11 protein-coding genes are annotated in these 13113 nt (G+C 65.7%); 5 read left to right on the top strand and 6 right to left on the bottom strand.

The features are described 5' to 3' along the window. Positions 1-51: 51 nt before the first annotated feature. Entirely contained in the window at positions 52-807 is a 756-nt protein-coding gene (gene xacR, locus NDI79_RS15920) for an HTH-type transcriptional regulator XacR (protein ID WP_310929588.1), read from the bottom strand. 132 nt (positions 808-939) lie between these two features. Here xacR and NDI79_RS15915 point away from each other — a divergent pair, with 132 nt between their 5' ends. The 4 genes from NDI79_RS15915 to NDI79_RS15900 all read left to right on the top strand — a co-directional run bounded on the left by NDI79_RS15915 (position 940) and on the right by NDI79_RS15900 (position 6464). Continuing rightward, positions 940-2421 carry a family 4 glycosyl hydrolase gene (locus NDI79_RS15915; protein ID WP_310929587.1) on the top strand — a complete coding sequence of 494 codons (1482 nt, stop codon included), beginning with the start codon at positions 940-942 and terminating at the stop codon, positions 2419-2421. Between the two features lie 166 nt (positions 2422-2587). Next, positions 2588-4351, top strand: a complete 1764-nt coding sequence (locus NDI79_RS15910) for an ABC transporter substrate-binding protein (protein ID WP_425499623.1) — start codon at positions 2588-2590, stop codon at positions 4349-4351. Positions 4352-4447: 96 nt separating this feature from the next. Beyond that, entirely contained in the window at positions 4448-5464 is a 1017-nt protein-coding gene (locus NDI79_RS15905) for a GDSL-type esterase/lipase family protein (RefSeq protein WP_310929584.1), read from the top strand. Positions 5465-5534: 70 nt separating this feature from the next. Beyond that, entirely contained in the window at positions 5535-6464 is a 930-nt protein-coding gene (locus tag NDI79_RS15900) for an NAD-dependent epimerase/dehydratase family protein (protein ID WP_310929583.1), read from the top strand. Positions 6465-6494: 30 nt separating this feature from the next. On the opposite strand, the gene NDI79_RS15895 is transcribed toward NDI79_RS15900, so the two are convergent. Then, entirely contained in the window at positions 6495-7433 is a 939-nt protein-coding gene (locus NDI79_RS15895; protein ID WP_310929581.1) for an endo-1,4-beta-xylanase, read from the bottom strand. A gap of 545 nt (positions 7434-7978) precedes the next feature. Between NDI79_RS15895 and NDI79_RS15890 the strand changes: the two genes are divergently transcribed. Further along, complete coding sequence (locus tag NDI79_RS15890) at positions 7979-9118, top strand: ABC transporter ATP-binding protein (protein ID WP_310929580.1); 1140 nt, start codon at positions 7979-7981, stop codon at positions 9116-9118. A gap of 137 nt (positions 9119-9255) precedes the next feature. On the opposite strand, the gene NDI79_RS15885 is transcribed toward NDI79_RS15890, so the two are convergent. Genes NDI79_RS15885 through NDI79_RS15870 form a run of 4 tightly spaced genes read right to left on the bottom strand, consistent with a single transcriptional unit; the run spans position 9256 to position 13024 of the window. After that, on the bottom strand, positions 9256-9909 hold the full coding sequence (locus NDI79_RS15885; RefSeq protein ID WP_310929579.1) for a hypothetical protein: 654 nt from the start codon (positions 9907-9909) through the stop codon (positions 9256-9258). A gap of 33 nt (positions 9910-9942) precedes the next feature. Beyond that, the gene (locus NDI79_RS15880) at positions 9943-10803 is read right to left on the bottom strand and encodes a carbohydrate ABC transporter permease (RefSeq protein ID WP_310929578.1); all 861 of its coding nucleotides are present in this window, start codon (positions 10801-10803) and stop codon (positions 9943-9945) included. Then, complete coding sequence (locus tag NDI79_RS15875; protein ID WP_310929577.1) at positions 10796-11719, bottom strand: carbohydrate ABC transporter permease; 924 nt, start codon at positions 11717-11719, stop codon at positions 10796-10798. Before NDI79_RS15875 ends, NDI79_RS15880 begins: the two co-directional genes overlap by 8 nt. 21 nt (positions 11720-11740) lie before the next feature. Beyond that, on the bottom strand, positions 11741-13024 hold the full coding sequence (locus NDI79_RS15870; protein WP_310929576.1) for an extracellular solute-binding protein: 1284 nt from the start codon (positions 13022-13024) through the stop codon (positions 11741-11743). Between the last annotated feature and the right edge of the window lie 89 nt (positions 13025-13113).

Raw genomic sequence — 13113 nt, 5'->3', positions numbered from 1 at the left:
AAGAGAGGTGAGCGCTCGGAAACCCCCGCGTTCCGAGGCGGGGAACGGCGGTCAGTAGTTGATGTTGAGTTCGACCACGTTCGCCGCGCTGAGGACCCGTTCGGGGAGTTCCCCGTGGAGGTCGTCGTCGCTGACGCGACTCGCCGGGGCCGAGACGCTGATGGCCCCGAGGACTTCGCCCGACGAAGCTTTCACCGGGGCGGCGAGACAGCGAAGCCCCGCCAGTCGCTCGCCGTCGTCGATGGCGTACCCGCGTTCGCGGACGTCGTCGAGGGCGTCGAACAGTTCCTCGCGGGTGCCGATGCTCTTCGGCGTCTCCCGTTCGAGTCCGCGGCGGTCGACGATTTCGTCGACGCGCGACTCGGGGAGGTGAGCGAGGATGGCCTTTCCGAGCGCCGTCGTGTGTAGGTACGCGCGCATGCCCGCGTACGTGTCTAGGTCGACGGCGTCCTCCCCTTTCGACCGCATCAAGTAGACGGCCATCCCCTGCTCTTCGACCACTAAGTTCGCCAGTTCACCGGTCTCGTCCGCGAGCGCCTTTATCTCCGGTTCGGCGACCTGATAGAACTCCATCGACTTCCGGACGTAGCCGCCGACTTCGAGGAACTTCAATCCGAGTTGGTACTCCTCGTCCCGTTTCAACACGTACCCGTGCTCCTGCAACGTCGTCAGGTGGTTGTGCACGGCGCTCTTCCCCATCTCGAGGTTGTTCGCCAACTCGGTCACGCCGCAGCAACCTCGCACTCGCAACTCGTCGATGAGGGCGAGCGTCTTTTCGGTCGTCCGCACCGGGTGTTTGGCGCTCATGGTCGACCATCATCATCATTCCACCATAAGCGTTCTGGTTTAGAGAACACCTGTCTGCGAGAGCGGCGAGGTAAAGTGACTGGCAGACCTGCCCTCCGGTACGACTTTGTGACGGCGGGCCCGTCCGACCACATGGAGTCAGCTATCGGAGACCGCGGTCGGGAGCCGTCGGAATCGCGGACGACCGCCGGGACGCGTCTCGACGCGGACGACCTCACCGTCGCCTACGTCGGCGGCGGCAGTCGCCAGTGGGTACCGAACCTCGTGCAGGACCTCGCTCTCTCGCCCTTCGACGGGACCGTTCGCCTGTACGACGTGGACGTCGAGAGCGCCGAACGGAACGCCGAGTTCGGTAACTGGGTCGGGGAACGAGCGGCGGCCACCGCGGAGTGGGAGTACGCGGCGACGGACGACCTGGACGAGGCGCTGACCGGTGCGGACGTCGTCCTCCTCTCGACGCAGTACGACCCCACGGAGACGTTCGTCCACGACCTCGACCTGCCGAAGAAGTACGGCATCTACGGGGCGGTAGCGGCGACCATCGGGCCGGGGGGCATCCTCCGCGCGATGCGCACCGTCCCGACGTACCGGGAGTTCGCGGCCGCCATCCGCGAGCGTTGCCCGGACGCGTGGGTGTTCAACTTCACTAACCCAGTTCACTTCGTCACGCGCGCCCTGTACGACGAGTACCCCGACATCAACGCCGTCGGGATGTGCCACGAAGTGCTCCACGGCTGCGACCGATTGGCGGAGTTGGCCGGCGAACACCTCGGGATGGACGCCGACCGGAGCGATATCTCGGTGAACGTGAAGGGAATCAACCACTTCACGTGGGTCGACGAGGCGTACTGCGACGGCGTCGACCTGTGGCCCCTGCTCGACGAGTTGGCGCGCGGCGAGGAGGGCGCTCGACGGTTCGCGTCCGAGGACCTCGAAGACGAGAGCCCGTTCGCCGACCCGTGGCAGGTGTCGTGGGAACTGTACCGCCGGTTCGGCCTGCTCCCGTTCTCCGGGGACCGCCACATCGTCGAGTACGCGACGTGGTTTCTGCAGGGCGGCGCGGAGGGGCTGAACCGCTGGGGCGTCAAGCGGACGGGCAGCGACTTCCGCGCGAAGCACTGGACCCCCGCCGAGTCCGAGCAGACGACGGACGTGGAGGCGTGGCTCTCGGGCGACCGGGAGTTCGAACTCGAAGCCTCCGGCGAGGTGCTCCTCGACGTCCTCGACGCCCTCGCGGGCGGCGACGACGTCGTCACGAACCTCAACCTGCCCAATCGGGGGCAGGTAGACGGTATCGAGCGCGATACCGTGGTGGAGGCGAACGCCCTCGTCCGCGCCGGTGAAATCCGACCGCTGAGCGCGGGCGGGTTCCCCCGTCCCGTGCGTTCGTTGGTGCAGGGGCACGTCGACACCATCGAAACCGTCGTCGAGGCCTCGCGGACTGGAGACGTCGACCACGCGTTCCGGGGATTTCTCCTCGACCCGCAGGTCAGAACCCTCCAGACGGAGGCGGCGCGGGACCTGTTCGCCGAACTCGTCGCCGCCGAGGAAGCGTACCTCGACGGGTGGGACCTCGAAGCGTCCGAAACGCTGGCGGAAGCGGACGCGTACTGATCCGGCGGTGGAGAGCGGATACGGGAAGACCGGGAACGAGCGTGTAAGCCGGAAGGCCGACGGTTCCGGTTTCGAAACCCTTAATCATTGCTGATTTTACATACGAGACGTGATGACAGACGAGAGCGAGAGAGACGACTGTAGCCGACGGATCAGCCGTCGGAGGATGTTGGCCGTTGCCGGGACGTCGGGCGTGGCGGCGCTCGCCGGTTGCTCCGGGGGCGGCGACGGCGGCGGCGGAGGCGGGGGAAGCGAGGGCGGGTCTAACGGCGGAGGAACGGGCGAGGACAACACACCCGGGACGAGTAGCGAAGGACAGATCTACGACGTGACGTTCCGGAACGCCTACGACGGCAACCCGGTCGACCTGCACTTCAATTCGTTCGCCAGCCAGAACTACAGTTGGCCCGCCGGACGGATGGTGTTCGCGCCGTTCCTGAAATACTCCTTCAACGAGGACGAATTCCTCTACGGGGCGCTCTCGGACCTGCAGATCGAAGAGCAGGAGGTCACGATGACCTTCCGCGAGGACCTCATGTGGGACAACGGCGACGACTGGACCACCGAGGACCTGGAGGTACAACTCCAACTCGCCGAGAAGACGGGCAGTTCGCTGTTCGGCTACGTCGACGACTACGAGATGGTGGACGAACGGACGGGGAAACTGCATCTCTCGGGACCGACGAACCCCCGTATCATCCGCTTCGAGCTAACTAACTTCTTCGCCGACACGAAGAAGGAGGTCCACGAGCAGTGGCTGGACCAGGAGGCCTCGGCACTCCTGCAGTGGGCGTGGGAGGATCCGGTCTCCAGCGCCATGTTCTCGCTCGTGAACAAAGACCGCCAGGCGTTCGAGTTCGAGCCGAACCCAGAGTTCTACAAGTCCGACAACGTCAATTTCGGTACCTACCTCATCGAGAACACCGGCGGGGGATCGGCTCAGCATCAGGCGCTCATGTCGGGGACAGAGGTCGATGCGGCGACGAGCGCGTTCACGCCGCCCGAGATAGCCGAGCAGTATCCGGACCACGTCGTGGAGGTGAACATCCCGGCCAAGTGGGGCTACGGCATCGTCTTCAACCACCAGGACCCGGACTTCGGGAATCGGAAGGTTCGGCAGGCCATCGCGCACGTCATCAACCGGAAGGACATCGTCGACAACGCGGGACCGCGGACGAAGTTCACCGCGCCCATTCCTTGCGGTATCGCACCGAAGGACCAGGAGTACTGGCTCGGCGACTGGTACGGCGACTTCGAGACGTACGGCGAAGAGTCCTCGAACACCGAGAAGGCGACGCAGCTCATGGAAGAGGCCGGCTACTCCAAGCAGAACGGCGTCTGGGCGAAGGACGGACGAACGCTCGCGGGCGAATACTACTCGCCGGCGGGATGGAGCGACTGGACGACGATGACGCAGACGGTCACCAGCCAACTCAACGAGTTCGGCTTCGACCTCTCCGTCAGCACTCGGCCGACGAACGACTGGTTCAGTCAGTACTCCGGCGGCAACTTCAAGATGGGAAGCTTCTACTGGCTACCAGGCGGGTCGCGCTCGGCGTTCCCCTACTTCCCGCTGTACTATCAGCTGTGGGCGTCCGATATCGGCGGCGGTCACGGCTACCGCGAGAAAGCAGACACCGAGCAGACGATTCCGGCCCGCGGCGGCGGCGAGATGACGATCAATCCGCTCGAAGTGACGAGGCAGATCGCCCGACAGCCCAGCGACGAGGAGGCGAGACAGTACGTCCAGCAGTCGGCGTGGCACAGCCACATCGAACTGCCGTTCCTCGGACTCGTCTCGAAGTTCGAGCAGTCCTGGACCACGAACGACGAGTGGACCGAACCCGCGTCGGACAGCGTGAATCGACGGGTCAAGTGGCCCCAGTTCTGGTGGGTCCACGAGGGCGACCTGCAGTACGACCCCAACTGAGACTCGGAATCGCCGAGCGGCGGGAGCGACGGGGGGTCGAAGCGGCGAGGGCGGGCGTCCAGCAGAGTCATGTGCCCGGTGTGCGAGCGTGACGGTATGCAGTTAGAAGCGTACCCGTCCGTCTCGCTCCACAACGTCGCCGAGACGGTGCCCGCGGAGTGGACCGACGGCGGCGACCGACTGTGTCGCGTCCCCGCGGAGGTGGGAGCGGGGTTGAACGAGACGGCGCGAGAGCGCGTCCGCCATCCGACCGGCAGCGAACTCAGGTTCGTTCCCGAGGGCGACGAGGCGGAAATCGAACTCACCCTATCGGCGGCCGAGCGGTCTCGGGTCCGGGTGTTCTGGGGGCCGTTCCAGCCGTGGAACCCGACCGAAATCGGTCCGGAACCGACGACGCTCGCCCTCTCCGTCCCGGCGCGGGTCGGCGAGTTGACGACGGAGGTGACGGGGCGGTTCGACCCGCGCGTCTGCCGGATACGATTCGAGCGGTTCGACGCCGTCGCCGTGCACGACGTCTCGGGGGCGTGCCGCCCGCCGGCCGACGACGAACTGCCCGAGGAGCGATACCTCGCGTACGGCACCTCGATCACCGAGGGAGCCGCGTCGTCCGCGGGCCACGCGAACTACGTCTCGCACGTCGCCCGGAACCGCGGGTACGACGCGCTGAACCTCGGCTGTTCCGGGTCGGCGTACTGCGAACCCGCGATGGCCGAGCACATCGCCGCCCGCGACGACTGGGACGTGGCGACGCTGTCGCTGTCGGTGAACATGGCGAACACCGGCGGGTTCCCCGTCGAGGAGTTCGAGGCGCGCGTCGAACCGTTCGTGAACACCGTCGCGGCGGCGCACCCCGACAAACCCGTCGCGTGCGTCACGCTCTTTCCCTACTTCGACGACGTGACGGCATCGGGGGACGCCGAACACGCCGCGGCGTACCGGGAGACGTTGCGGACCGTCGTGACGGATTCGCCGCACGGGAACCTCTCGCTGGTCGAAGGCCCCGACCTGCTCCCCCTCTCGGGACTGTCCGCGGACCTCCTCCATCCGGGAGACGAGGGGATGCGGGCTATCGGCGAGGGACTGTCGCGGCACCTCCGAAGGGTGACCGCCTGAGGGGTCGTGCGAAGGGGTCGAACCCGCCGCGTCCCCGGGATTCAAGTCGCGGTCGGGCGTCTACGAGGTAATGACAACCGACACGCGGAGCGTCGTCGTCACCGGCGCGCTCGGCGGCGCAGGACGGTGGGTCGTGCGGCGACTGCTCGACGACGGCTACGAGGTAGTGGGACTCGACCAGCGACTCCCGTCCGGGGACGCCCCGGAGGGCGCGAACTTCTTCGAGGTCGACCTGACCGACCGTGGCGAGACAGCGGAGCTATTCGCCGACGTCGACCCCGACGCCGTCGCACACTTAGCGGCCATCCCGGACCCGACGAACCACGCCGGCGTGCGGGTGTTCTCGAACAACGTCCTGAGCGCCTACAACGTCCTCGACGCCGCCGGGCGGACGGGCGCGCGGGTCGCGTGGGCCTCCAGCGAGTCGGCGTACGGCTTCCCGTTCGCCGAGCGTCGCCCCGCCCCCGACTACGTCCCCATCGACGAGGAGCATCCGTTGAGACCGCAGGACTCCTACGGCGTCTCGAAGGAGGCGGGCGAGGCCGTCGCCGCGCGGACCGCCCGGCGCTACGGCGTTCCCGTCGCCTCGATTCGACCCTCGTGGGTGCAGTACCCGGGTCGATATGAGGCGACGGGGAACCGGGAGGGGTTCGACATCGAGGCGCTCCGGGACCTCCCGTCGGGCGTCTCGCAGCACGGCGGCGCCGGCAACTTCTGGTCGTACATCGACGTGCGCGACCTCGCGTCGATGTTCTCGTCCGCCCTGACGGCCGATATCGAGGGTCACGAGGCGTACCTCTGCCACGCCGCGGAGAACTACCTCGGTCTGGATACCGCCGACCTCCTCGACGCCCTCTTCGGCGACGACGCGCCGCCCTGCGACGTGGAGGGCGACGCCTGCGCGTTCACCACGGCGAAGGCCGAACGCGAGTTGGGGTGGGCGCCGGAGCACGACTGGCGGGAGGCGGCGGACGAGAACGTCGACGGCCCCGGGTTCTGACGGCGCGAACAGTTCGAGCCGCTCGGAGCGCTACTTCGAGAGCGCGTCCGCGACGCCGTGGTAAGCGGGTTTTCGCCGGAACCGCTCGTCGAACAGGAGCGGAGCCTCCCCCCACCCCCGCGCCGGCAGCCACGACTGTCCGTCGTCGACGCCCCACGTGACGACGGCCTCGGCGCCGGCGTCGACGGCGGCCGAGACGACGTCGCGGTAGTAGTCGGCCTGTTCGTCCGCGTCGACGACGGCCTCGCCGATGCCCACGTCGAGTTCGGTGACGTGCACGGTCAGACCGAGTTCGGTGAGGCGTTCGACGTTGGCGGCGACGTCGGCCGGCGGGACCGTTTCGTCGAAGACGTGTAACTGCAGACCGACGCCGTCTATCGGCACGTCGCGGGCGACCATCTCCGAGACGAGGTCATACACCGCGTCGGACTTCGCCGAGAGGCCGTCCGCGCCGTAGTCGTTGTAGAACAGGTCGGCGTCGGACACGTCGTCGGCCCACTCGAACGCGCGGTCGAGGTACTCCGGACCGAGCGACGCGAGCCACTGCGTCTCCCGGAGGCCGCCGTCGTCCGCGACGGCCTCGTTCACCACGTCCCACGCGTCGACGCGTCCGCGGTACCGACCGGCGACGGTCTGGACGTGCGTTCTGAGCGTTCGACGGGCCGACGCCTCGGACCGCGACCACGGTCGGAGCCAGTCGGGGTACATCCGGTGCCAAACGAGCGTGTGCCCGCGGACGTACATGTCGTTTCGGTTCGCGAACGCCACGATGTCGTCGGCGTCTGTGAAGTCGTAGCATCCCTCGCCATCACTGAGCCGCCCCCACTTCATCGCGTTCTCGGCGACGACGGCGTCGAACTCGGACGAGAGCGTCCGCCGGTAGTCGGTGTCGGTTCTGAGCGAGTCGGCGTCGACGGCCGCACCGACTCGTACGCCGGCGTCTGCGGCCGCGTCCCTGAGCGTTCCCATGGTCGTCCGTCGGCGGTTCGCCTCTTGAAGATTCGCCCGAGTGCGAGCGCTCGTCCGACGGAGTCGAACGGGTTCCGCTATCCGCGCGTCCCTCGGCGTTCCGGACGTCCCGCTTGAGATCCAGGGAGTGACCCCGGAAGTGCTCCGGACCGTGCCGGTCAGTCGGCGAACGGACGCACGAAGCCGTCGTCCGCCGGACGGCGGCAAACGCTCGCGTTCCGGTTGACGGTCCCGCGCTCCCGCCGGTTCCGCAGTCTCACCGATTCTACCGTTATACCGCCTGCGCAACCAGCGGATCAGCCGCAACGCTGGCACCGAGCGCTACGAGGGACGGCTATCTACTGGTTCACCGGGAAGGGTGGTAGTCACTCACGCCCTGATCGGCGTCTATTCCGCGATAGCAAGAACAACCACGAGGAAAACGATCCGTACGGTCCCTCTTCCTTCGCCGAGGCTCGAACGAACGGTCTCCTGCGAGTAGAGAATCGAAGTCCCGGCGACCACAATCATTATAAATTACACTGCGTAGTACGTAACGGGTAATTATGAGCGAAGTACGATTCGAGGACGTTCGGAAGGTGTACGACGGAGACATCGTGGCTGTCGACGATTTCTCTCTCGACATCGAGGACGGGGAGTTCATCACGGTCGTCGGTCCCTCCGGGTCGGGGAAATCGACGCTGCTGCGGATGCTCGCCGGCCTCGAAGAGATATCCGACGGGTCCATCAGCATCGGTGGCCGAGTGGTGAACGACGTCCCGGCGCAGGACCGCAACGTAGCGATGGTGTTCCAGAACTACGCGCTGTACCCCCACATGACGGTCAGGAAGAACATGTCGTACGGGCTGAAGCTCACCTCGGACCTCTCGAACGACGAGATAGCCGATCGCGTCGAGGAGGCGGCGGAGATGATGGGTATCGAAGACCAACTCGGCAAGAAACCCGCCGCGCTCTCGGGCGGACAACAACAGCGCGTCGCGACCGGCCGGGCAATCGTTCGGGAGCCGGAGGTCTTCCTGATGGACGAACCACTCTCGAATCTCGACGCCAAACTCCGCGCGCACATGCGGACGGAACTCCAGCGGATACAGGACGACCTGGATACGACGACGGTGTACGTGACCCACGACCAGGAGGAGGCGCTGACGATGTCCGACCGCGTGGTGATCCTCGACGGCGGTGACCTCCAGCAGGTGGGAACACCCAAGGAGGTGTTCAACCGACCCGCGAACCTGTTCGTCGCCGACTTCATCGGATCGCCGTCGATGAACTTCTTCGACGTGGAACTGCACGGCGCCACGCTGGAGAGCAAGGCGTTCTCCTACGAGGTGTCCGCCGAGACACGGGACCGAATCCGCGAACGAGCCGTCTCGGACGACCTCGTGCTCGGCGTCCGTCCGGAACACTTCCACTTCGCCGAACGGGGGTCCGCCGACGCGATACCGGCCGAACTCGACGTGCACGAACCCGTCGGCGACGACAACTACTTCTACCTCCGGTCGGACGGCGTCGAGTTCACGATGCGCGTGATGGGCGATTACCGGTACGACGAGGGCGACGAAATCGGCGTCACGTTCGACGAGGACAAGATGCACATCTTCGACCGTGCGAGCGGTAACAACGTGATGGTCGACACCGGTCGTGCCACCGAGACGGCGCACGAACCCACCCCACAGCGGACGTGAGCCGTTTCGAGGTCCGGGCCCAGAATCGTCATCGTCGGGGCGCCGCGGTGCCGACCCTCTCGTCCCGTTGAGCTCTTCTTCGCGCTAACCTCACCGCCTCACACCCTTCGTCGACGTCGGCCGCAGTGTGGTTCGGGCTACCGGCGAGCGCTCTCGTAGGGCGACCAGTGGTCCTCCGCCGCCTCAGACTTCGGCGGCGGGCCGAGCAGCGCTTCGAGATGGAACGCGGCGACCATGCCGCCGAAGACGACCGCGAACGCGATGGTCAGCGCGCCGGTCACGGCGAAGAGGAGAACCGTCCCCAGTCCGATCATGACGCTGCTGGCCGCGTTCCGTCCGGTCCACCTGACGCCGGCCCTGAGCGCCGTTTCGAGGTCCTCACCGGCGACGAGGCCCGCGAAGGTTGGAATCAGTACCAAGGCCGCGTACGCCGCGGCGTAGGTGGTGAGGACACCCAGCACGAGCGCGACAGTCGAACGCGTGAGGAGGTAGCGCCGCGCGTACAGCGCCGCGATAGCCGCGAAGACGAGCGGAACCCCCGAGAGCAGTACGGCCGAGACACCGTGCCGCTTGAGTGTCGCCACGACCCGCTCTCGGTCGAACGCGTGTCCTTCGCGGAGCGACGCGACCGCCGCATAGGCGCCGAGCGTCGCCGGACCGACGGTGACTAACGGGAGGGAGCAGAGGAACCAGAGCACGCTCACCGCGACCAGCCGCGGTCCGTGCTCGTAGAAGAACCGCGCCGCGGAGACGAACGATCGGTACACCGTCTTCGTATCAGCGTCCCTCATTTGCCCAACGAGGGGCGTGGAACGTTAACAGTGTTACGTCACGCCCTGCATCTCGACGGCGGTCATGAGCTGTTCTTGCAGCAGCAAGAACAGGATGAACAGCGGGCCCGAGGCGACGACGGCCGAGGCCATCGTCAGCGCGGGCTGGTAGGTGAAGTTGTCCTGCAGGACGACCACGCCGATGGGTAGCGTGTACGCCGCCTCGCTCTGGAGGACGATCAACGGCCAGAGGAACTGGTTCCAACTCCAGACGAAGATGAACAGCGCCAGCGCCGTCAGAATCGACTTCGACAGCGGCAGGATCATCCGGGTGTAGATCCTGAAGTTGGAGAAGCCGTCGAGTTGGGCGGCCTCCTGCAGTTCGTACGGGATATCGCGGAAGAACTGCGCGAGGAGGAACACCCCCAGCGGTCCCGCCGCGAACGGGAGGATGACCGCGAGGTAGTTGTTGAGGAGGCCGAGGTCGGACACCACGAGATACAGCGGGATGATGTTCACGAAGCCGGGAACCATGAAGCTCGCGATGATGAGCGCGAGGATGTAGCGCTGGCCCGGCCACTCGAGTCGCGTGAGCGAGAAGGCTATCATCGAGTCCACGAGCAACACGAGCAGCGTCGTCACCGACGAGATGATGAGCGTGTTGATCGACCACTGGATGATCTGCGACCCGGCGAACAGTTGCACGTACGACCCGATCGTGACCGGGTCGGGAATCCAGTTCATCCCCTGTGCGACGGCGTCCTGTTGGGTCATGAACGACGTCGAGATCATGTAGATGTAGGGGACCACGAACAGGAACGCGGCCCCGTACATCGCGATGTGTACCAAGGCGCTCCGGGCGGTTATTCCACCGACGTCGAACGATGCGAACCGGCTTGTCGTTGTTTTACTCATTGTCGCCTCCGAGGAGGTAGTAGTTCGCGATGGAGACGGCGACGAGTATCCCCGTCAGCACGTACCCGATCGCGGCCGCGTAGCCGAAGTTCCGTTGGTTGAACGCCGCTTGGTACAGGTACATCACGAGCGTCTCCGTCGTCTGGCTCGGACCGCCCGACGTCATGATGTACGGTTGGCCGTACACCTGGAACGCCCAGATGAGGTTGATGACGACGACGAAGAAGATGGCGTGACGCATCTGGGGGACGGTCACGTCGCGGAACTGTCGCCACGTCCCCGCGCCGTCGAGTTTGGCCGCCTCGTAGAGGTAGGTAGGCACGCTCTGTCTGGCGGCGAGCAGGATGACGAAGCTGAAGCCGACCAGCCACCAGACGGTGGTCATGGCGATGGCGGGCATCGCGAACAGTCGCGACTGGAGCCACTGGGGTGGGTTGGCCATCACCATCCCGAGATAGTGGTTGAGCACCCCGTACTGGGTGGAGTACATGTCGATCCACACGAGCGCCGTGACGGACACCGTGAGGATGTACGGACTGAAGAAGATCGCGCGGAGGAACCCCTGTCCCCTGATATCGCGGTTGACGCCCAACGCGAGCCCCAACCCGACCACGACGATCGACGGCACCGTCAGGAGCGCGAAGTAGAACGTGTTGCCGAGCGCGTTCCAGAACTGCGAGTCGTTGAGGAGTGTCGCGTAGTTCTCTAGCCCGAGGAAGACGGACTCCGCGGGGGCGATCGCGTTCCAGTCGAACAGGCTCATGTATCCCCCCATCAACAGCGGGTAGAGCAGGAACACCGCGAAGATGATGAGATACGGGAGCGAGAAGAGGACGCCCTCCACGAACTCCCGACGCGACCGACTGTCGGAACTGAGCGTTCCCACGACCCCGCCGAATCGATCGATGACTGACATTATATGTGAGTTCCTCGTCGATTACCCGAGGTTGGAGTTCCAGGTCTCGACGCCCTGTTGGATGGCCTGCTGGGCTTCCGTGTTCTGCGAGTAGGCGTCGGTCACCCACGTCCAGTTGCTCCCCGCGTACAAGTCGGCGTTCGGCAACTGCGGCCAGTAGGCCAACTGTCCGTCGTTCGCCATCTCCGTGAACGACTTCAGCGTCTTCTCCCAGATGTCGGCGCTCTGGAGTTCGTCGCTGTTCAGAATGGGGTTGTACGCCGGCAGGTGGCCGGCCTCCGCGCCCCACGAGGGGTTCTCCTGCGTGATCCACTCGGCGGCGTCGACGGCCGCTTGGACCCGTTCGTCGCTCGCATTCGACTTCTGCGGGACGACGATCGTGTGGCTGTCGGCGGTCGACCGGAGCTGGTCTGCCTCCGGGAACACGCGGGGCTTGTCGAAGCCCCACTCGAAATCCTGTTCGCGCATCACGTTGACGTACCACGTCCCGTTGACGGTCATGGCGACCGAGCCGTTACGGAAGCTCTGGGCCACGCGGTCCTCGGAGATGTCCGGGCGATCCCAGCCGCGCTCACCCGAGACGCTCGCGAGGAACTCCAACGACCCCGTTCCCGCCTCGTCGCCGAAGGTCGCTTCCGTGAGGTCGTCGTTGAACATCGACCCGCCGTACTGGTTGAGACCCATGAACCACTGTCTGAATCCGCCGCCGCCTCCCCAGTAGGGGTCGGGGCTGAACGGGAGCGCGTCCGTGTTCTCGAGGATGGCGTTGCACGCCTCCTCGAACTGCGAGTAGTTCTCGATCGGCGGCTCCACACCGGCCTCGTTGAGGATATCGACGTTGTAGTACAGCCCGACCGGATGGGAGTCCATCGGCACGGCGTACTGCCCGCCGTCAAGCTGACAGGCGCTCAGGATCGAGTCCACGTAGTCGTTCGAGGAGACCCTGTCCTGGATGTCGACCAGCGTGTCCTGAAACCGGCGCAGGTACGAGGCGTGCGAGACGGCCATGTCCGGCGGGTCCCCGCCCGTCATCGAGGTGAACAGGCGGTTGTAGTGTTCCTCCCACGGGGTCCGCTGGCGGTTGATGCTGATGTTGTCGCCCAGCGGCTGTTCCTCGTTGAACTTGTCGATGATAGACTTCATCACCTCTCCGTCGCCGCCACCGAACAGAGTCCAGTAGTTGAGTTCGATACTCCCGTTGCCGCCGCCTCCACCGCCGCCACCGCCGCCCCCGCCGCCGCCCATTCCGAGACAGCCAGCGAGACCGCCGAGACCGGCGAGACCGGTCACGCCGGTTGCTTTCATAAATTGTCGCCGGTCGACGCGGCTCGATGACGCGTCTCGCTTCGGCGTGTCATCTGCTGTATCTCTCGTGTTACCGGATGACATCACAC

Origin of the sequence: Halogeometricum sp. S3BR5-2, assembly GCF_031624635.1 — an archaeon.
GTDB lineage: Archaea > Halobacteriota > Halobacteria > Halobacteriales > Haloferacaceae > Halogeometricum > Halogeometricum luteum.
The sequence above is the reverse complement of the archived record's forward strand: the minus strand, read 5'-3'. Positions and strand labels throughout refer to the sequence as shown.

Excerpts from the sequence above, each read along its gene's own strand:
- xacR (WP_310929588.1), bottom strand. The coding sequence starts at position 807 with ATGAGCGCCAAACACCCGGTGCGGACGACCGAAAAGACGCTCGCCCTC.
- NDI79_RS15915 (WP_310929587.1), top strand. The coding sequence starts at position 940 with ATGGAGTCAGCTATCGGAGACCGCGGTCGGGAGCCGTCGGAATCGCGG.
- NDI79_RS15910 (WP_425499623.1), top strand. The coding sequence starts at position 2,588 with ATGTTGGCCGTTGCCGGGACGTCGGGCGTGGCGGCGCTCGCCGGTTGC.
- NDI79_RS15905 (WP_310929584.1), top strand. The coding sequence starts at position 4,448 with ATGCAGTTAGAAGCGTACCCGTCCGTCTCGCTCCACAACGTCGCCGAG.
- NDI79_RS15900 (WP_310929583.1), top strand. The coding sequence starts at position 5,535 with ATGACAACCGACACGCGGAGCGTCGTCGTCACCGGCGCGCTCGGCGGC.
- NDI79_RS15895 (WP_310929581.1), bottom strand. The coding sequence starts at position 7,433 with ATGGGAACGCTCAGGGACGCGGCCGCAGACGCCGGCGTACGAGTCGGT.
- NDI79_RS15890 (WP_310929580.1), top strand. The coding sequence starts at position 7,979 with ATGAGCGAAGTACGATTCGAGGACGTTCGGAAGGTGTACGACGGAGAC.
- NDI79_RS15885 (WP_310929579.1), bottom strand. The coding sequence starts at position 9,909 with ATGAGGGACGCTGATACGAAGACGGTGTACCGATCGTTCGTCTCCGCG.
- NDI79_RS15880 (WP_310929578.1), bottom strand. The coding sequence starts at position 10,803 with ATGAGTAAAACAACGACAAGCCGGTTCGCATCGTTCGACGTCGGTGGA.
- NDI79_RS15875 (WP_310929577.1), bottom strand. The coding sequence starts at position 11,719 with ATGTCAGTCATCGATCGATTCGGCGGGGTCGTGGGAACGCTCAGTTCC.
- NDI79_RS15870 (WP_310929576.1), bottom strand. The coding sequence starts at position 13,024 with ATGAAAGCAACCGGCGTGACCGGTCTCGCCGGTCTCGGCGGTCTCGCT.